A 17,543-nucleotide genomic window follows, 5' to 3' on the forward strand; every position below is an offset into this window, starting at 1 on the left:
GGTTTACTCCATCATCTTTTCAATAGGAAGGACCAAAATAGAGCTGGCGCCCAGTGCTTTTAGTTTCTCCATGGTTTCCCAGAACAGGGTTTCGCTACTAACCATGTGCATGGCTACGCGGCTTTTATCACCGGCCAATGGCAGAATCGTTGGGCGTTCGGCGCCTGGAAGTAGGGTAATGATTTCATCCAGACGTTCGCTCGGCGCGTGCATCATGATGTATTTCGATTCTCGAGCTTGAATAACGCCTTGAATTCGGGTCATCAGTCGGTCGATTAGCTGCTGTTTAGCTTCTGGCATTTCGCCATCTCGTTGAATCAAACAGGCTTTTGAACGATAAATTACTTCTACTTCTCGCAGCCCGTTGGCTTCCAATGTTGCACCGGTAGAGACTAAATCGCAGATGGCATCGGCCAGACCCGCGCGGGGAGCCACTTCAACGGAGCCATTCAGTAAACAGGATTTAAAACGGACGCCTTGTTTATCAAGGTATTGCTTTAGCAGGTGCGGGTAAGAGGTGGCAATTCGGCTATTTTGCAAGCATTGTGGGCCGCTATATTCCGCATCCAGCGGGGTCGCCAGAGACAGGCGGCAAGTACCAAAATCCAGGCGGCGCAGGGTAAAGTAACGAGGATCTTCCCCTTGGGCGCGGCGGTTAAGTAATTCTTCTTCCAGTACGTTTTCGCCAATAATGCCCAAATCGACTACGCCGTCCATAACCAGACCGGGGATATCGTCATCGCGAACGCGCAGGATATCGATAGGCATGTTCTCTGCGAAGGCAATCAGGCGCTGTTGTTGCAGGTTGATTTTGATACCGCAGCGTGACAGCAGTTCTTGGGAATCTTCGCTCAGGCGGCCTGATTTCTGCATTGCGATACGTAAACGTGTTTTATCTAACATGGTAAACCTCATAACTTATTCATTTAAATTCAAAAGTTTTGGGCAACAAAAAAGCCCTCGGAAGATGATCTTCCGAGGGCTTTCTTTAATGCGTTCTTACGCCACCTGGAAGATTCGTTAACCGTCTTCCAGCACACATCGGCCTGTCAGACTAGTCAGGATGATGGTGATGATGGTGATTAAATTGAACGCGATTCATAATGGTTTCTCACTTGGGGTTATGGACTCGCTGCCGATAACCAGAATTTGTAAAGTATCGTTTGCTCTGTCAATCAACCTAAACTATCTGATGATGTGAAAGCAATCTTTTTTTATTAAGATGATTTTATTTCACGCATGATAACCCATGTGGTTCGGGGCTATCCTCTTATTCAGATGAATCATTGCTGGCGTGGAATTTGTAAGCCGTATATTTAGCTTGTTACGCCTTGGTATTATCCTGATTTGAGGGTAATTTGGCATGATGAATGGAAGACGACTCGGCCGTAGCCCAATGGCTTAGGAGCCTGAGCCATGAGTTTTTACTGCACAGGCAGGAGAGCAGATTGATGAAAAAGGTCGCTATCATAGGTTTAGGCTGGTTGGGAATGCCGTTGGCCCAGTCCTTGCTGCGGCGTGGCATTCAGGTGGTAGGGAGCAAAACAACGCCTGACGGTGTAGATGCAGCCCGCATGAGCGGTATTGAGTGTTATCAGTTGGTTCTGACGCCGGAGCTGATTTGTGATCCGGAAGATTTACCACATCTTTTCGATGCTGACGCCTTGGTCGTGACCTTGCCCGCTAGCCGCACCGCAGAGGGGGGCGAAAACTATTTTCTGGCGGTGCAGCAGGTGGTTGATAGTGCTCTGGTTTATGGTATTCCACGCATTATTTTCACCAGTTCCACCTCGGTTTATGGAGATACCGTTGGAAAAGTGAAAGAAGATTCGCCGCTGAATCCGGTTTCGGTGGCGGGGAAAACGCTGGTGGAATTAGAGCAATGGCTGCATCGATTGCCCCATACTTCTGTTGATATTCTTCGGCTTGCCGGATTGGTGGGCAATGAACGTCATCCGGGGCGTTTCCTGGCGGGAAAAACGGGCGTAAAAGGCGGTTCGCAAGGAGTGAATCTGGTTCATCAGGATGACGTGATCGCTGCCATTGAACTGCTGCTGAAGTTACCCAAAGGCGGACATACTTACAATTTATGTGCGCCTAAGCATCCGGCCAAAAAAGATTTTTACCCTGAGTTTGCCCGAACATTGCAACTCGCACCACCGGAGTTTGCTGCTGAAGAGGAAGAGCAGCCCAGCCGTCTGGTTGACGGTAGCCGGATATGCAGCGAACTGGGGTTTGAGTACACTTATCCGGATCCAGAAAGAATGCCGGTAAGCTAGTCGTTAGTGTGAAACGGTGTGGGGATCGGATTTCGGTTTGCAGTCGTTTGGTTAATCTTGAACTGGATGATATCAACCGAAATCTGATCCTTTTGACAGAGTAAAATTCAGCTTAATCCAATCTCGATCACTTGCTTAAACGCCGGACGCTGGCTGATTTGCTGATACCAACGTGCCAGATGCGGATGGTGGCTGCGTTCGATCGGTAAATTGAACCAGGCATAAGCGATGCAACCCAGAGGAATGTCTCCGACACCAAAGTGTTGGCCAGATAAATAAGGCTGTTTTTCCAATTCGCCGTTTGCAATCCCCATCAGAGCATCCCATTCTTTTATGCCCTGCTGAATCTTCTGTTTATCCTGCTGTTCCGGCGGAGTTCGTACCAAACCAACAAATGCAGCTTTGAACGGAGCGGCTAAAGCCTGAGCCCAATCCATCCATTTTTCTGCGCTGGCACGCTGTTGGATGTCTGCTAGGTAAAGTGTGCTCTTTTCGCCGTATTTCAATGCAATATAGCGGACGATCGTGTTAGATTCCCACAAAATAAAGTCGCCGTCTTGCAGGCAGGGAATCAGCCCGTTAGGGTTTAGTGAACGGTAATTTGGGTCGTCCAGCTTGCCAAATTTGCCGCCGGCATCAATTTGCTGATATTCAATGCCCAATTCTTCCAGACACCACAATACTTTTTTTACGTTGGTGGAATTGTTTCTACCCCATACTGTCAACATTGATTCCTCACTTATTGACCTGAATGATTCGGTATAATCGAAGTGTTATCGTCACTATAAGCCGGTTTCATAGCCTAAAGAAGTATGATTGTGTATCAAATACTCACCGTGCCAATGAGCGATATTCCATTCGTTGAGAATGGCGAGATCTGCCAATTGGTTATTGGGATTGATAACCGTCGCGTAATCTACAAACTCCAACATTGGCCTATCGTTTATTGAGTCGCTGTAGCCATAAGTATTGGAAAAACAGAGAGGTGGCGAGTTTTTCAGCCACTCATTGATGCGCGCAACCTTACCTTCGCGAAAAGTGAGTACGCCGTAGGTATCTCCGGTAATCCGGTTATCTTCCAGCGCGACACCAATGGCCAACGCAGTATCGGCGCCTAATTGGCGAGCAATAGGTGCGACTAAATGCTCGCCGCTGGCCGAGATAATCAGAATATGATCTCCCCGCTGTCGATGCCAATCCAACTGCTCCTGCGCCTGCGGATATACTCGCGGCAAAATTTCCTGCTGAATAAAACTTTCAACCCAACCTGTCACTTCTTGTATGGAATAGCCGACTAGCGGAGCCAGCGTGGCGTGCATGTAACATTCCATGGAAAGATGACCGCGATAATAATCCTGCATCAATTCCTGTTCTTTTTTTAGCAAAGACAGCGGAGCCCGTTTTTTCGCCACTAACCAGCGCAACCACAGGCTGGCACTGTCTTCACAAATCAAGGTTTCATCTAAATCAAATAAGGCCAGGTCCATCGACTACCTCTCAATGCAATTATGACTGTTAAAGCGTGGCACTGTCGGGGGGATGAGCCTGGGCCAGGAACAACCACAGTGACAAAGCCATTAACCGTAAAGTAATCCGGTGAATGAATACTGAGTAGCGCATTGAATACACCACCTAAGAGTAAACGAAACCGCTGTTTCCTATGGCTTAGGTAATGGGTTACGGCAAAAGATTTGCTGTCTTCAATCTGTCCTTCGGCGGAAAAAGAGACAAAGAATAAGTCAAAAATGTGACCGTTTAATGGCGAAAAGCGGCATTTCGAAGGATTTTCACGGATATTCTTTACTCTTTCCGCGCACATCATTCGCCGTGAAAGAAATAACATAGAACCTAAAGATATTGGTGGCGGGCAGATTTTGCGTGTTAATTGTATATATCGTTTGGATATAGATTGTTAAGTAGATAGACGAGAATGCTCTTAATGAGAGGCGATTTTTACTCCACAAGAACCTTGTCGTCAGTCTGTTTTCCCCACAGCTTAGGAGCAGATTATGTTTGTTATTCGTTTGTATTGTTGTCCGGTATTCATGGGTTCTGAGCAGGATAAAACGCGGAATAATCATACTATCGGAGTAAAAAATGAGTCGCCAACCAACCTCTTACCGTCTACCTCTTCTGGATCTGTCTCAGCTTAAGCGCGGAGAAACGCAGCGCCAGGCATTTTTGACCGAATTACGCCATGCTGCGCGAGATATTGGCTTTTTCTACCTGACCGGACACGGAGTCGATCCCGAGCTGTCACGGCAAATTCAGAACCTTTCCCGACGTTTCTTTAACTTACCCACCGCCGATAAACTGGCGGTGGAGATGGTGCATTCCCCTCATTTTCGCGGATATAACCGAGCCGCTTCGGAGCTGACCCGCGGGCAACCAGACTGGCGCGAACAGTTTGATATCGGCGCGGAGCGTTCACCTTTGGAACTGCGTCCGGAAACGCCCGGTTGGGCGCGTTTACAGGGGCCAAATCAGTGGCCGCCAGCTTTGCCGGAATTGAAGCCTCTATTGCTACAATGGCAAGCAGAAATGACTCAAATGGCGCTGCGTTTGCTACAGGCTTTTGCGCTGGCGTTGGAACTGGACGAACACGCTTTTGATGAGCTTTATGGCGATAAACCTAATGAGCATATCAAACTGATTCGCTATCCGGGGCGGGAAACTACCCAAAGCGGGCAGGGGGTGGGCGCTCATAAGGATTCAGGCTTCCTGAGTTTCTTGCTACAGGATCACCAAAAGGGGTTGCAGGTTGAGGTGGAAGACGGCTTATGGATTGATGCCGAGCCGTTGGAAAACACTTTTGTTGTCAACATCGGTGAGTTGCTGGAGCTGGCGACCAACGGTTATCTGCGCGCCACTGTGCATCGGGTTGAAACGCCGCCGGCGGGTGTCGATCGTCTGTCTATTGCCTTTTTCCTTGGGGCGCGTCTGGATGCAGTGGTGCCCTTGTATCAGTTGCCCGAACATTTGGCGGCTGAGGCCAACGGTCCCGCTAGCGATCCGCTCAACCCGCTATTTCGGGACGTCGGCGTTAACTATTTGAAAGGGCGCTTACGTTCCCATCCTGATGTAGCTCAACGCTACTACCCGGATGTGTTAGCCGCTGCCGAACTAACGATAGCTTAACCCTATTGCTGATAACCGAATAAATTGCCTGAGGTAATAACGATGAATAATACGTTTGCAATGGGTTTCGCGCGTACCGCGCTGATCACGACGCTGGCATTTTCCCTTTCTGCTCAAGCTTATGCGGCAAATGCCTTACGGGTGGCTGCCGATCCGGTGCCTCACGCCGAGATTTTACAGTTTGTGCAGACATTGGATCCGTCGCTGAATCTGAAGGTGATTGAAATTCCGAACGGTGTGAATTCTAACGAACTGTTGGCACATGGCGATGTGGATGCCAATTATTTCCAGCATGCGCCTTATCTCCATTCACAGGAACAGGCGCTAGGGCAAAAATTTGCCATCGTCGCGACGGTTCACGTGGAGCCGCTGGGTATTTATTCCCATAAGTATAAAACTTTCGCCGACGTACCGGAAAAGGGCACGATCGCCGTACCCAATAATGTTACTAACCTGAGTCGCGCTCTATATTTATTACAAGATCAGGGTCTTATCACGCTAAAAGCAGGATTTACCGATCCGGCTAAACATCAGGCTACGCCGAAGGATATTGCCGGTAATCCCAAGCAATTGAAGGTGCTGGAAATAGAATCGCCGCAGATTCCTCGTTCGCTGGACGATGTTGATTTGGCAGTCATTAACGGAAATTACGCGTTAGAGGCGGGGTTAAATCCAGCGAAAGATGCGCTTGGGCTGGAAAAAGCCGCTGGCAATCCTTATGCCAATATTCTGGTGACGACGCCTGCCTTAGAAAATGATCAACGTATCAGACAGTTAGTTAGAGATTTACAGTCGCCGCAGGTGGCTAAGTTCATCGCCGAAAAGTATGCCGGATCAGTCATCCCTGTGGTCGCCGTGGACAGTAAATCATGATCGCCATCGAACGGCTGAGTAAAACCTATCAGCATGCTGGGCAGCCGATGGTTGCCCTACAGGATATTTCGCTGACGGTGCCTACCGGTTCGGTGTTCGGCATAGTGGGGCGCAGCGGCGCGGGGAAAAGTACCTTAATCCGTTGCTTAAATTTGTTGGAGCGGCCCAGTTCAGGCCGTATTCAGCTTGATGGACGCGAATTGACCACTCTTGGTGATAAAGCGCTGCGCGTCGAGCGTCAGAATATTGGTATGATTTTTCAAAATTTCCATCTGCTGCACTCGCGCAATGTCAGCGACAACGTAGCGGTGCCGCTGGAAATTATCGGCATAGGAAAAACCGAGCGAAAACGGCGAGTTACCGAGCTGTTGGCGTTGGTCGGATTATTGGATAAAGCCGAGGCTTTTCCCTCCCAGCTTTCCGGCGGGCAAAAACAGCGGGTAGGTATCGCTAGGGCGTTGGCGGCCAAACCGAATTATCTGCTGTCTGACGAAGCGACCAGCGCGCTTGATCCGGAAACTACCGCTTCTATTCTGGCGTTGCTTAGAAACATTAATCAGCAATTAGGTTTAACCATAGTGCTGATTACCCATGAACTGGAAGTGGTGAAATCCATCTGTCATTACGCGGCATTGATGGAGAAAGGCCGAGTGATTGAAACCGGCGCTATTGCAGATTTGCTGGCTGATCCTGCATCACGCCTTGGAAAATCACTGTTGCCGACCTGCGGCAGCGAGCTGTTGAGCGGTACGCCGGTAGCGGAATTGACCTTCTTCGATACGTTATTGGCTTCGCCGGTGTTAAGCGCATTGGCGCAGCAGCATGCGGTTGGCGTCAGATTGCTGGGCGGCGGCGTAGAATCTATTGGCGGTCAACGGGTTGGGCGTTTGCAGGTGGATTTTAGTCATCCGGAAGGCGGGTTAAATCTGGCTGAAGTGCTGCAATTTCTAAACGAACGCGGCGTGAGGGCGGAATTGATATGAGTAACGGTATGGATTGGCAGGAATTAGTGGATTTGATCACAAATGCCACCGGTGAGACTTTGTATATGGTGATATTGGCCACGTTCTTCACCTTAGTAATCGGTTTACCTTTGGGTATTCTGCTGTTTATATCCCGTAAAGACGGCGTTTTTCCCCTATCGCGTATCAATGCTTTGATTGGCGCAATCGTGAATCTGGGGCGTTCCATGCCGTTTGTGGTGCTGTTGATCGCGTTGATTCCGGTTACCCGCTGGATCATCGGCACCACGCTAGGCAGTACGGCGGCAGTGGTGCCTATTACTTTAGGTGTCATTCCTTTTTTTGCCCGCGTAGTCGAAGCGGCATTGGACGAAGTGGATAAAGGGCGTATCGAAGCGATTTTATCTATGGGCGGTTCGGCGTGGCACGTCATCCAGAAGGTTTTACTGCCGGAGGCTCTACCGGCGCTGTTAGCTGGGGTGACGTTAACGGTAGTGATGCTGGTGGGATTTTCTTCCATGGCAGGCGTGATAGGCGGCGGCGGACTGGGCGATTTAGCCATTCGCTATGGTTATCAGCGATTTAATAATGAAGTGATGGTTGCCACCTTAGTGGTACTGGTGATTTTGGTTCAGGGAGTACAAAGTCTGGGCGATCGCTGGGTGAGGTCTTTAGCGCATCGACGCTAATATAACGCGTTTTAACCACTCAAACCCATACCAGCCCGCAGGCCACGCGGGCTGTTGTATTTCTCTTATGCTGACACCGCGGCGTTTTATTTCCAAAATGGTCGATTATAGTCACGCTTAATATCACTGCGGCTCATACCAATATCCCGTAGCTGGGTTTCAGTGAGTCTTTGCAGCGTATGCATTGCCAGCCGCCGTTGGTTCCAATCATACAAAGCATTCCCTATTTTTAGGCTGAAACGCAGTAAAACATTTCGCCGATTTTCTTTATCCTGTGATTGGGGTGAATGGCATTTATCCATCTGATTATTAACCATATTGCTCATAGCTCGTGACTCCTTATCGGTGGAATATCAGCATGAGGCTTTGGCTAAAAACATTACAGATGCAAATAGGGACTATTATTTCCATACAGATGTGAGATAAATGAACTGAATGGTGAGAAATTGCGCCATCTGTACTGGTTATCAATTTTCAGGTGGTGCTATTTGTGACACGTTATCAACAATTGGCTGATATTCTCAGCGAGCGTATTGAACAGGGTTTGTATTCTTGTGGTGAACGTTTACCTTCCGTCAGACTGCTAAGCGAGGAGCACGGCGTTAGCATCAGTACGGTCCAGCAGGCTTATCGTTCTTTGGAAAAGTGTCTATTGATAGAGGCCAGAGCCAAATCTGGCTATTTTGTGCGCGGGAATCCACGCCGTCCGGAACTGCCTGCGGTTTGCCGCCATGCTCAGAGGCCGGTAGAAATCTCGCAGTGGGAACACACGCTGGCATTTCTCCATGACAGTACCGAAGAAGACGTATTGCATTTAGGCTCAGGTACGCCCGATAGTTCAGGCCCCGGCTTAAAGGTGCTCAGTCGGTTGCTTAGCCGCATCAGTTTGCACCAAAGTGAAGCCATCATGGCTTATGGCAGTTTGCAGGGAAGCCTGATTTTGCGCGAGCAAATTGCCCGCCTGATGCTGGATAGCGGCAATCACCAGTCAGCGGAAAATATTATTATTACCGCCGGTTGCCACGGTGCTTTAGCGATTGCCTTGGGGGCGGTATGTCAGCCTGGGGATATAGTCGCCGTTGATTCACCCAGCTTTCATGGCGCCATGCAAAGTCTGAAAGGCATGGGGATGAAAGTGATTGAAATCCCAACGGATCCGGTGATCGGCATTAGTCTGGAAGCGTTGGAAATGGCGCTGGAACAGTGGCCGATCAAAGCCGTTCAGCTTACCCCCACCTGCAATAATCCGTTGGGTTACAATATGCCGGATGGGCGTAAAAAAGCCTTACTCACTTTGGCTCAGCGTTACGATATCGCCATTATTGAAGACGATGTTTACGGTTCGCTGGCCTACCAATATCCGCGACCGGCGACTATTGCCTCGTTTGACGACGATGGACGAGTGTTACTGTGCAGCTCATTTTCCAAGACGTTGGCTCCGGGGCTGCGCGTTGGCTGGATTGCGCCGGGGCGCTATTTAGAAAAAGCGTTACATATTAAATACATTACTGCTGGTCGAACCCCTACGTTACAGCAATTGGCGGTAGCGGAGTTTATTCGACAGGGAGATTTCACTCAGCACCTGCGACGGATGCGCCGTCAGTATCAGCAAAATCTCGATATTATGACCCATTGGGTGACCAAATATTTTCCGCCCAGCACTTGTCTGAGTCGGCCGCAGGGCGGTTTTATGCTGTGGGTAGAACTGCCGGAAGGGTTTGACTCTTTGCGCCTTAACCGCATTTTATTGCCTCACAAAGTGCAGATCGCCGCCGGTTTTATCAGCTCGGCGTCGGGGAAATACCGTAATTCTCTGAGGCTATGTTTTAGCAAACCGATGACGGACGAAATTGAGCAAGCGGTTAAATTGGTAGGAAAAACGGTCAGTGAAATACTGGCGGAAGGTTAAAAAACCGATTGATAAACGGCCCGATAGCAGGCCGTTGGTGACTGAGATCTATTCTGGCTGGGATTAACCCGCCAATGCCTGCGCTAAATCGGCGATCAGGTCTTCGGTATCTTCAATTCCGACGGAAAGACGTAATAACTGCGGCGTAATGCCGTGTTTAAGGCGAATATCCAAGGGTATCGAAGCGTGGGTCATGCTGTAAGGAAGGCTGATTAGGCTTTCAACACCGCCCAAACTTTCCGCTAACGTAAACAGATGAGAACGTTTAATCACTTCGCGGGCATACTCGGGTTCGCCTTTCAGCCGCACGGCGATCATGCCGCCAAAACCGGACATTTGCTGACGCGCCAACTGATGCTGAGGATGACTTTTCAACCCCGGATAATACACCGCTTCCACCTGCGGTTGCTGTTCCAGCCACTGAGCGATATGCAACGCGCTTTCATTGTGGCGTGCCATACGCAACGCTAGAGTCCGCAGGCCGCGCAGCGTCAGGAAACTGCTGAACGGATCGAGAATCCCGCCTACCGCATTGTGTAAAAAACCGAGTTGTTCCGCTAATTCTGAGTTATTTCCTACCGCAGCGACACCGGCTACCACGTCCGAATGGCCGTTCAGATATTTAGTGGCTGAATGCACCACAATATCAAAACCCAAATCCAGCGGGCGTTGGATGTAAGGCGAGGCAAAGGTGTTATCCGCCACGCTGATTAATTGATGTTTTTTAGCAATTGCGGCGATGGCGGCCAAATCAGCCAGTTTTAGTAACGGATTGGTGGGCGTTTCTACCCAAATCATTTTAGTATCTGGTTGAATCGCCTGTTCCAGCGCGGTGGTATCCGCTGGTGAAACGTAGGTTACGCGCAGGCCAGCGGTGCGATTGCGCACTTTTTCCAGCAGGCGATAAGTGCCGCCGTACAGATCGTCCACGGCGACAATATGGCTGCCCTGATCCAATAACTCTAACACCGTCGAACAAGCCGCCAGACCGGAGGCAAAAGCGTAGCCTCGCGTGCCGTTTTCCAGCTCAGCAATGGCCTTTTCCAACGCGCTACGGGTCGGATTGCCGCTGCGGGAATATTCGTAGCCGGTATGCTCTCCCGGTGCGGGTTGAGCGAAAGTGGAGGTCGCGTAAATCGCGGGCATCACTGCGCCAGTGCTGTCTGGGGTATAACCGGCGTGTACAGTCAGGGTGTCAAACTTTGCCATAATAAGGTCCTTGAAATATAAATTAAGCCAGTGCCTGGCGGCGGGCATTTAGCACATCGGTGCGGGTAATCAGGCCGAGAAGACGCTCCCCGTCCAGCACGATAGCCACATGTCCCTGATCGAATGTGGTGAGCAAGTCGGTGTAACTCGCTTCTTTCTGTAAGGTCTTTACCTGCCGCGTCATTGCTTCGCTGACCGCTAAATTGAAATGGCGGGCATCTTTTTGCACGCTATTAAGCAAATCCCATTCGTCAATCAAACCGACGACGCGTTCGTTTTCCAGTACCGGTAGTTGGGAAATATTGTAAAGACGCATACGAGCATGAACTACCGCCAGCGAATCTTGCGGTGAAACCGAAACGGTAGCGCCGTCCTCGTGGCTATAGGTGATGTAATCGCGCAGATCGCCGTGCTTCGGGCGAGTCAGTAAACCCTGTTCCAGCAGCCAGTAATCGTTAAACATTTTCGAAAGATATTTATTGCCACTATCGCAAACGAAGGTGACGACGCGTTTCGGCTCGGTTTGTTCCTGACAATAGCGCAGGGCAGCCGCTAGCAGAGTTCCGGTGGAGGAACCGGCCAGCACGCCTTCTTCTTGCAACAGACGGCGGGCGGTGGCAAAGGCTTCCGCATCATCGATTTGGTAGGATTTCGTAACCTGCGAGAAATTGCTAAGGGGGGGAATAAAATCTTCACCAATGCCTTCCACCAGCCAGCTACCGGCTTCTCCGATCCGATCTTTCGCGACGTAATCCGCCAAAATAGAGCCTACCGGATCGGCCAGAACAAATTGAGTATTGGGGGCCACTTCGGCGAAATACTGGCTTAAACCGCTAAGCGTTCCGCTGGAACCAACGCCAACCACGATGGCATCTACCTGACCTTCCATTTGTTCGAATAATTCTGGGCCGGTGGCGTTACGGTGAGCCGCAGGGTTGGCCGGATTATTAAACTGATCTATATAAAACGCGCCGGGTATTTCCTGTGACAGTCGTAGCGCGTAATCCTGATAATAGGCCGGATGGCCTTTACCCACGTCGGAACGAGTCAACAGCACCTGCGCGCCCAATGCTCGAAGATGGAAGATTTTTTCCTGGCTCATCTTGTCCGGCACTACCAGAATCAGTTTGTACCCTTTTAATGCCGCGACTAACGCTAATCCCAAACCGGTATTACCCGCGGTGGCTTCGATAATGGTACCGCCCGGCTGTAAATCACCGTCACGCTCTGCCTGTTCAATCATTGATAGCGCCACGCGATCTTTAATCGAGCCACCGGGGTTCTGGTTTTCCAGTTTCACAAACAGCTGACAAGGACCAGTATCAAAGTGCGTGAGTTCCAGCAGGGGAGTGTGTCCAATAAGATCGATGACTGAACGCGGGATTGCCATAACTGCTCCAGAAGCCAAAAGAACGGGTAAACGATGGCGAGAGCATAGCGCCTGTTACTTAGTCGCTAAAAATAACAAATAACCCTCTTATATTTCTTTTGGTTATATAAAGTGAGGTTTTAAGACGTTTGGGTGCTTAGATGGAAAGCCGTACAGCTATCAAGATGTTTAGCCGTGTAGCCATTGAAAACATGACCAAGCGTAAATAAGCGCAAAACATCACCCCTTTGTGGTCGTTATCGGATAGATTTAAAGAGGGTATGAAATTTTGACTAAGCTAAAGTCTCTACCCTAGTGAAAAAACGCGATTTTTTTACGTATTGAATAACGGCTTAGTTCTGGGAATACCGCTTATTTCCTATTATTTGCAAGGATACTCTGGCGACCTCATGATGAAATATACAATCTCCTCCAAGCTAAAAAACGTCACTTTCAGTGCCGGTTTACTGTTGCTGGCGTTACCTGCCGTCAGAGCGGCAGATGAGCAACCGGCTCCTCCCATTGATGCTAAAGCTTACGTATTGATGGATTACAACAGCGGCAAAATATTGGCTCAGAACAATCCGGACCAGCGTCTGGATCCGGCCAGCCTGACTAAAATCATGTCCAGCTACGTGATTGGGCAAGCGATTAAAGCGGGCAAAGTCCATCCTGATGATACGGTTACCGTGGGTAAAGACGCTTGGGCTACCGGTAATCCGGCATTGCGCGGTTCGTCGTTAATGTTTTTAAAACCGGGCGATCAGGTCAAATTGATGGATCTGAATAAAGGCATTGTTATTCAATCAGGTAACGATGCCAGTATTGCACTGGCTGATTATATTGCTGGCAGTCAGGACAGTTTTGTTGGTTTGATGAATAACTACGCCAAAGCTCTGGGGCTGGATAATACTCACTTCCTGACGGTACACGGCCTGGATGCGGAAGGGCAGTACAGTACCGCGCGGGATATGGCGGTATTGGGGCAGGCGCTGATTCGCGACGTACCGGAAGAATATGCGTTACATAAAGAGAAAGAGTTTACCTTTAACAAGATTCGTCAGATCAACCGTAATCGTCTGTTGTGGAACAGCAATCTTAACGTCGATGGTATGAAAACCGGTTATACCGCAGGCGCTGGCCATAATCTGGTTGCTTCGGCTACCGATGGTCCTATGCGTTTGATTTCCGTGGTATTAGGTGCTCCAAGTGACAGAGTACGTTTTAGCGAAAGTGAAAAACTGTTGAGCTGGGGCTTCCGCTTTTACGAAACCGTGGTGCCGATTAAAACCGACAAAGCCTTCGTGACTCAGAAAGTCTGGTTTGGCGATACCGGTCAGGTTGATTTGGGCGTAGCGCAGGATGCGGCTATCACCATTCCGAAAGGGCAAATGAAAAACCTGAAGGCCAGCTATAAATTAGATTCTACCGAGCTTCGTGCGCCTTTGGCTAAAAATCAGAAGGTTGGCGTGATCGATTTCCAGCTAAATGGTAAAAGCATCGAACAGCGTCCGCTGGTGGTGATGAACGAAGTGAAAGAAGGGGGCTTCCTTAGCCGCATCTGGGACTTTGTGATGATGAAATTTAGCCAATGGTTCGGCGGTATCTTTGGATAATCGCGACCTAGGTTAAATTCAGCGATAAAAAAACAGGGCCGCAATAAATAAATGCAGCCCTGTTTTATTTTTCAGTACTAAAGCGACTATCACTATAAAACTGATTCAGTATAAAACCGGTTAGAAGCAGAAAAACCGATCAGTCGCAGGGAACGATTTTAATCGCCAGCCCGCCGCGAGAAGTTTCGCGATACTTGGCGTTCATGTCCTTCCCGGTTTCGTACATGGTTTCAATGACTTTATCCAGGCATACGCTAGGCTCGCTGGTACGGCGCAGAGCCATACGAGCAGCGTTGACGGCTTGTACCGCTGAAATAGCGTTACGTTCGATACAAGGCACCTGAACCTGCCCGGCAACCGGATCGCAGGTCAGCCCAAGGTTATGCTCCATCGCAATTTCTGCGGCGATACACACCTGCGCCGGGCTACCGCCCATCAGTTCAGCCAAACCCGCTGCTGCCATCGAACAGGCTACGCCCACCTCGCCCTGACAGCCCACTTCTGCGCCAGAAATAGAGGCGTTCATTTTATATAGCGCACCAATAACGCCGGAAACCAAGAAGAAACGGCTATATGAGTTTTCGTTAACCGGACGAATAAACTTATCGTAATACGCCAATACCGCCGGAATGATACCGCAGGCACCGTTAGTTGGTGCGGTAACGACACGGCCACCGGCCGCATTTTCTTCGTTCACCGCCAGCGCATACATGTTAATCCAGTCCACTACCATCATCGGATCGGTGTTATTTTTGTCGTTGGTCACCAGCATACGGCGCAGGGCTGCGGCGCGGCGTGGAATTCGCATTGGCCCAGGTAACAAACCTTCGGTATTGATACCACGCTCGATACCGCTTTTCATCACTTCCCAAATGGCGGAAAAGTGCGCGTTTAGCTCTTCTTTGGTATGCAATGCCAGTTCATTTTGCAGCACTAATCCAGACAGAGACAGACCGGTTTCTTTACAGTGTTTCTGTAAATCACGGGCTGAATTGAATGGATAAGGTACAGAAACTTGATTGCTGGCTGCTTTGCCAAAATTCTCTTCGTCAACGATAAAGCCGCCGCCGATGGAGTAATAGGTTTTGCTGTACAGCAGTTTGTCACCGGCAAAGGCACTGATGGACATACCATTTTCGTGCAGTGGCAAGTTGGTTTCGTGGAAATTCATTCCCCCATGTAGCGGGAAATCCACCTCATGAGCGCCCTGAGCCAGTAGCAGACGCTCACGGTGTTCAACATCACGGATAAACTCCGGAATGCTATCGATATCAACGGTATCCGGCAGATTCCCTGCCAGGCCCATAATAATAGCAATATCGGTATGGTGACCTTTACCGGTCAGGGATAATGAACCGTAAACGTCTACGGAAATTCGGGTAACGGCAGAAAGATGCCCTAGTGCGATCAAGTCATCGGTAAACAGCTTACCAGCCTTCATCGGGCCGACTGTGTGTGAGCTGGAAGGACCAATACCAATCTTAAAAATGTCAAAAACGCTGACCATATACTCGCCTCCTTCGTGTTAAAGGCGTTAATTATGAAATTGCTTACATTACCGTGGAGTGGGGAGCCGGTACGATCGCACCGGCTTTTGAAACTTTAAGTCTACTGCTAACTGTTTTACCGTCCTAAAGATGAACGGTAGCGAAAAGTGGCCAGCGCAGCGCACCGGCCGAACAGTCTTATTTGAACAGGCTGAACAGAATTGCTGAGATGGCAATCAGACCCATAATCACAACGAATACGTTGCTGATATGGCCACTGTATTTGCGCATCGCTGGAACTTTGTGAATCGCATACATTGGCATCAGGAACAGAATCATCGCGATAACCGGGCCACCCAGAGTTTCGATCATGCCCAGAATGCTTGGGTTCAGGGTTGCAACGATCCAGGTTGTGACCAGCATGAACAGCGCAGTGATGCGGTTCAGTTTGTCGCCGTTAATGGTTTTACCGCGGCTACGCAGAGATTTAACCACCATGCCGTTGAAACCTTCACGAGCACCCAGATAGTGGCCCAGGAAAGATTTGGTAATAGCAATAAAGGCAATAACCGGTGCCATGTAGGCAATCATCGGGGTATTAAAGTGGTTAGCCAGGTAAGACAGAATAGAAATGTTCTGTGCTTTGGCTTCCATCAAATCTGCTGGAGACAGGCTCAGAACGCAGCTGAATACGAAGAACATCACGGTCAAAACCATCATGATGTGGCTGTATGCCAGAATGCGAGAACATTTCTTCTCAGCGTCCTGACCGTATTCTTCACGTTTTGCTACCGCAAATGCAGAGATGATAGGGGAATGGTTAAAGGAGAACACCATGACCGGAATAACCAGCCACAGGGTCATCAGCATACCGTTGCCCACACCGTTACCGTCGATAGACAGGTTTTGGAAGATAGCGCTGCTCCAGTTTGGAATCAGGTACAGAGCCAACAGCATCAGTACCGCAACAAACGGGAATACCAGAATACTCATCGCTTTTACGATGAAGTTTTCACCAAAACGAACGATGGTCATCAGACCAACGATCAAAATCAGGGACAAAATAGCCCGTGGTGGTGAAGGCAGGTGCATCTGGTGAGTAATAAAGCTATCAACAGTGTTGGTAATCGCAACGCTATAAACCAACAAAATTGGGTAGATAGCGAAGAAGTACAGCAGAGTAATCAGTTTACCTGCGCCAACGCCGAAGTGTTCTTCAACAACTTCAGTGATGTCTTCGCCCGGGTTTTTGCCGGAAAGAACGAAGCGGCAAAGACCGCGGTGCGCGAAAAATGTCATCGGGAAGGCGATGATAGCCATCACGATTAACGGCAGTAAACCACCGATACCGGCGTTGATAGGCAGGAAAAGCACGCCCGCGCCAATTGCCGTACCGTACAGACCCAGCATCCACATGGTGTCGCTTTTACGCCAGGTGCTGGTTTTGGTGTTTCCCGTGGATGAAATGGTGCCAGTTTGAGTAGTGTCCATAAAGATCTCCGATTTGAACACGAAATTGAAATTAAGATCCGAAAGTTAAATACCTGTTAGTGCGTTATAAGTCGCATAATCAGATGAAAAATTCAGTCACAGTAATGCGTTTTAAATCTTATCAGGTCGATTTGGTTCTCTTTAAGTAGTGCAAATAACCTGAAGTCGTAAAAATAAAATTTAATCCGCGGCGAGCAGTGATGTCTCTCTATGCTGATATTTTTATGGTTCTAATTCGTACCCTGGTTTTTGCTGGCGGCAAGATAACGATTCATAGTGAAAAGTACCGTGATCATGCTCTCAAATGCTGAATAAACGCCTTTAAACCCAGTTGTTATGAATTTCCATCTAATTGTTACAATTATGTTCGGTGTTTTGTACTGCACCTGCTTGATAAATGATAAAAAGCAAAACTGTATTTCAATTTAGATTGAGTCAGCGACTTAACCTTTGCTCTTTATATCTTGAGGCGCAATATATTTTAACCAGCGCGTCGAATCTAGCGGAAATCGAAATTTTCA

16 protein-coding genes and 1 other annotated feature are annotated in these 17,543 nt (G+C 49.1%); of the genes, 7 read left to right on the forward strand and 9 right to left on the reverse strand.

Annotated elements, in window-relative coordinates:
- Window positions 1–3: 3 nt before the first annotated feature.
- Together hisG and hisL are read right to left on the reverse strand one after the other, a co-directional pair.
- The gene (gene hisG, locus ACQ4OC_RS00730) at window positions 4–903 is read right to left on the reverse strand and encodes an ATP phosphoribosyltransferase (RefSeq protein WP_049596582.1); all 900 of its coding nucleotides are present in this window, start codon (window positions 901–903) and stop codon (window positions 4–6) included.
- A gap of 45 nt (window positions 904–948) precedes the next feature.
- Window positions 949–1,079, reverse strand: a sequence feature (His leader region).
- Window positions 1,055–1,102, reverse strand: coding sequence for a his operon leader peptide (hisL, locus tag ACQ4OC_RS00735; protein WP_002231208.1), 48 nt, complete (start codon window positions 1,100–1,102; stop codon window positions 1,055–1,057). (Overlaps the previous feature by 25 nt.)
- A 349-nt stretch (window positions 1,103–1,451) precedes the next feature.
- Between hisL and ACQ4OC_RS00740 the strand changes: the two genes are divergently transcribed.
- Window positions 1,452–2,279 (forward strand): SDR family oxidoreductase, encoded by an 828-nt coding sequence (locus tag ACQ4OC_RS00740; RefSeq protein ID WP_064512776.1) that lies wholly within the window; start codon window positions 1,452–1,454, stop codon window positions 2,277–2,279.
- 107 nt (window positions 2,280–2,386) lie between these two features.
- Here ACQ4OC_RS00740 and ACQ4OC_RS00745 read toward each other — a convergent pair whose 3' ends face one another.
- A complete protein-coding gene (locus ACQ4OC_RS00745; RefSeq protein WP_064512778.1) occupies window positions 2,387–3,007 on the reverse strand; it encodes a glutathione S-transferase family protein in 621 nt (206 codons plus the stop codon).
- 54 nt (window positions 3,008–3,061) lie between these two features.
- Window positions 3,062–3,766 (reverse strand): HAD family hydrolase, encoded by a 705-nt coding sequence (locus ACQ4OC_RS00750; RefSeq protein WP_430970845.1) that lies wholly within the window; start codon window positions 3,764–3,766, stop codon window positions 3,062–3,064.
- A gap of 610 nt (window positions 3,767–4,376) precedes the next feature.
- Between ACQ4OC_RS00750 and ACQ4OC_RS00755 the strand changes: the two genes are divergently transcribed.
- The 4 genes from ACQ4OC_RS00755 to ACQ4OC_RS00770 are packed head-to-tail and all read left to right on the forward strand — an operon-like array spanning window position 4,377 to window position 7,941.
- Window positions 4,377–5,417 carry an isopenicillin N synthase family dioxygenase gene (locus tag ACQ4OC_RS00755; RefSeq protein ID WP_430970846.1) on the forward strand — a complete coding sequence of 347 codons (1,041 nt, stop codon included), beginning with the start codon at window positions 4,377–4,379 and terminating at the stop codon, window positions 5,415–5,417.
- A gap of 60 nt (window positions 5,418–5,477) precedes the next feature.
- Window positions 5,478–6,290 (forward strand): MetQ/NlpA family ABC transporter substrate-binding protein, encoded by an 813-nt coding sequence (locus ACQ4OC_RS00760; RefSeq protein ID WP_371112904.1) that lies wholly within the window; start codon window positions 5,478–5,480, stop codon window positions 6,288–6,290.
- Window positions 6,287–7,273: a methionine ABC transporter ATP-binding protein gene (locus tag ACQ4OC_RS00765; protein WP_430970847.1), complete on the forward strand. Its 987-nt coding sequence runs from the start codon at window positions 6,287–6,289 to the stop codon at window positions 7,271–7,273. Before ACQ4OC_RS00760 ends, ACQ4OC_RS00765 begins: the two co-directional genes overlap by 4 nt.
- Window positions 7,270–7,941 carry a methionine ABC transporter permease gene (locus ACQ4OC_RS00770; protein ID WP_430970848.1) on the forward strand — a complete coding sequence of 224 codons (672 nt, stop codon included), beginning with the start codon at window positions 7,270–7,272 and terminating at the stop codon, window positions 7,939–7,941. Before ACQ4OC_RS00765 ends, ACQ4OC_RS00770 begins: the two co-directional genes overlap by 4 nt.
- A gap of 86 nt (window positions 7,942–8,027) precedes the next feature.
- On the opposite strand, the gene ACQ4OC_RS00775 is transcribed toward ACQ4OC_RS00770, so the two are convergent.
- Window positions 8,028–8,267, reverse strand: coding sequence for a DUF1127 domain-containing protein (locus tag ACQ4OC_RS00775; protein WP_064512789.1), 240 nt, complete (start codon window positions 8,265–8,267; stop codon window positions 8,028–8,030).
- Between the two features lie 164 nt (window positions 8,268–8,431).
- Between ACQ4OC_RS00775 and ACQ4OC_RS00780 the strand changes: the two genes are divergently transcribed.
- Window positions 8,432–9,850, forward strand: coding sequence for a PLP-dependent aminotransferase family protein (locus tag ACQ4OC_RS00780; protein WP_064512791.1), 1,419 nt, complete (start codon window positions 8,432–8,434; stop codon window positions 9,848–9,850).
- Between the two features lie 63 nt (window positions 9,851–9,913).
- Here ACQ4OC_RS00780 and ACQ4OC_RS00785 read toward each other — a convergent pair whose 3' ends face one another.
- Window positions 9,914–11,059, reverse strand: coding sequence for a trans-sulfuration enzyme family protein (locus tag ACQ4OC_RS00785; protein WP_064512793.1), 1,146 nt, complete (start codon window positions 11,057–11,059; stop codon window positions 9,914–9,916).
- Window positions 11,060–11,081: 22 nt separating this feature from the next.
- A complete protein-coding gene (locus ACQ4OC_RS00790) occupies window positions 11,082–12,449 on the reverse strand; it encodes a pyridoxal-phosphate dependent enzyme (protein ID WP_430970849.1) in 1,368 nt (455 codons plus the stop codon).
- 389 nt (window positions 12,450–12,838) lie between these two features.
- Here ACQ4OC_RS00790 and ACQ4OC_RS00795 point away from each other — a divergent pair, with 389 nt between their 5' ends.
- Window positions 12,839–14,044, forward strand: a complete 1,206-nt coding sequence (locus tag ACQ4OC_RS00795; protein WP_064512796.1) for a serine hydrolase — start codon at window positions 12,839–12,841, stop codon at window positions 14,042–14,044.
- A gap of 139 nt (window positions 14,045–14,183) precedes the next feature.
- Here ACQ4OC_RS00795 and ACQ4OC_RS00800 read toward each other — a convergent pair whose 3' ends face one another.
- Together ACQ4OC_RS00800 and ACQ4OC_RS00805 are read right to left on the reverse strand one after the other, a co-directional pair.
- Complete coding sequence (locus ACQ4OC_RS00800) at window positions 14,184–15,551, reverse strand: L-serine ammonia-lyase (protein WP_064512798.1); 1,368 nt, start codon at window positions 15,549–15,551, stop codon at window positions 14,184–14,186.
- 178 nt (window positions 15,552–15,729) lie between these two features.
- Complete coding sequence (locus tag ACQ4OC_RS00805) at window positions 15,730–17,022, reverse strand: HAAAP family serine/threonine permease (protein WP_064512800.1); 1,293 nt, start codon at window positions 17,020–17,022, stop codon at window positions 15,730–15,732.
- Window positions 17,023–17,543: the final 521 nt, after the last annotated feature.

Origin of the sequence: Yersinia sp. J1 (assembly GCF_050586585.1) — a bacterium.
In the GTDB taxonomy this organism is placed as follows: domain Bacteria; phylum Pseudomonadota; class Gammaproteobacteria; order Enterobacterales; family Enterobacteriaceae; genus Yersinia; species Yersinia entomophaga.

What these genes read in the sequence shown, in the direction of transcription:
- hisG (WP_049596582.1), bottom strand. Translation starts at nt 903, where the DNA reads ATGTTAGATAAAACACGTTTACGTATCGCAATGCAGAAATCAGGCCGC.
- ACQ4OC_RS00740 (WP_064512776.1), top strand. Translation starts at nt 1,452, where the DNA reads ATGAAAAAGGTCGCTATCATAGGTTTAGGCTGGTTGGGAATGCCGTTG.
- ACQ4OC_RS00745 (WP_064512778.1), bottom strand. Translation starts at nt 3,007, where the DNA reads ATGTTGACAGTATGGGGTAGAAACAATTCCACCAACGTAAAAAAAGTA.
- ACQ4OC_RS00750 (WP_430970845.1), bottom strand. Translation starts at nt 3,766, where the DNA reads ATGGACCTGGCCTTATTTGATTTAGATGAAACCTTGATTTGTGAAGAC.
- ACQ4OC_RS00755 (WP_430970846.1), top strand. Translation starts at nt 4,377, where the DNA reads ATGAGTCGCCAACCAACCTCTTACCGTCTACCTCTTCTGGATCTGTCT.
- ACQ4OC_RS00760 (WP_371112904.1), top strand. Translation starts at nt 5,478, where the DNA reads ATGGGTTTCGCGCGTACCGCGCTGATCACGACGCTGGCATTTTCCCTT.
- ACQ4OC_RS00765 (WP_430970847.1), top strand. Translation starts at nt 6,287, where the DNA reads ATGATCGCCATCGAACGGCTGAGTAAAACCTATCAGCATGCTGGGCAG.
- ACQ4OC_RS00770 (WP_430970848.1), top strand. Translation starts at nt 7,270, where the DNA reads ATGAGTAACGGTATGGATTGGCAGGAATTAGTGGATTTGATCACAAAT.
- ACQ4OC_RS00775 (WP_064512789.1), bottom strand. Translation starts at nt 8,267, where the DNA reads ATGAGCAATATGGTTAATAATCAGATGGATAAATGCCATTCACCCCAA.
- ACQ4OC_RS00785 (WP_064512793.1), bottom strand. Translation starts at nt 11,059, where the DNA reads ATGGCAAAGTTTGACACCCTGACTGTACACGCCGGTTATACCCCAGAC.
- ACQ4OC_RS00790 (WP_430970849.1), bottom strand. Translation starts at nt 12,449, where the DNA reads ATGGCAATCCCGCGTTCAGTCATCGATCTTATTGGACACACTCCCCTG.
- ACQ4OC_RS00795 (WP_064512796.1), top strand. Translation starts at nt 12,839, where the DNA reads ATGATGAAATATACAATCTCCTCCAAGCTAAAAAACGTCACTTTCAGT.
- ACQ4OC_RS00800 (WP_064512798.1), bottom strand. Translation starts at nt 15,551, where the DNA reads ATGGTCAGCGTTTTTGACATTTTTAAGATTGGTATTGGTCCTTCCAGC.
- ACQ4OC_RS00805 (WP_064512800.1), bottom strand. Translation starts at nt 17,022, where the DNA reads ATGGACACTACTCAAACTGGCACCATTTCATCCACGGGAAACACCAAA.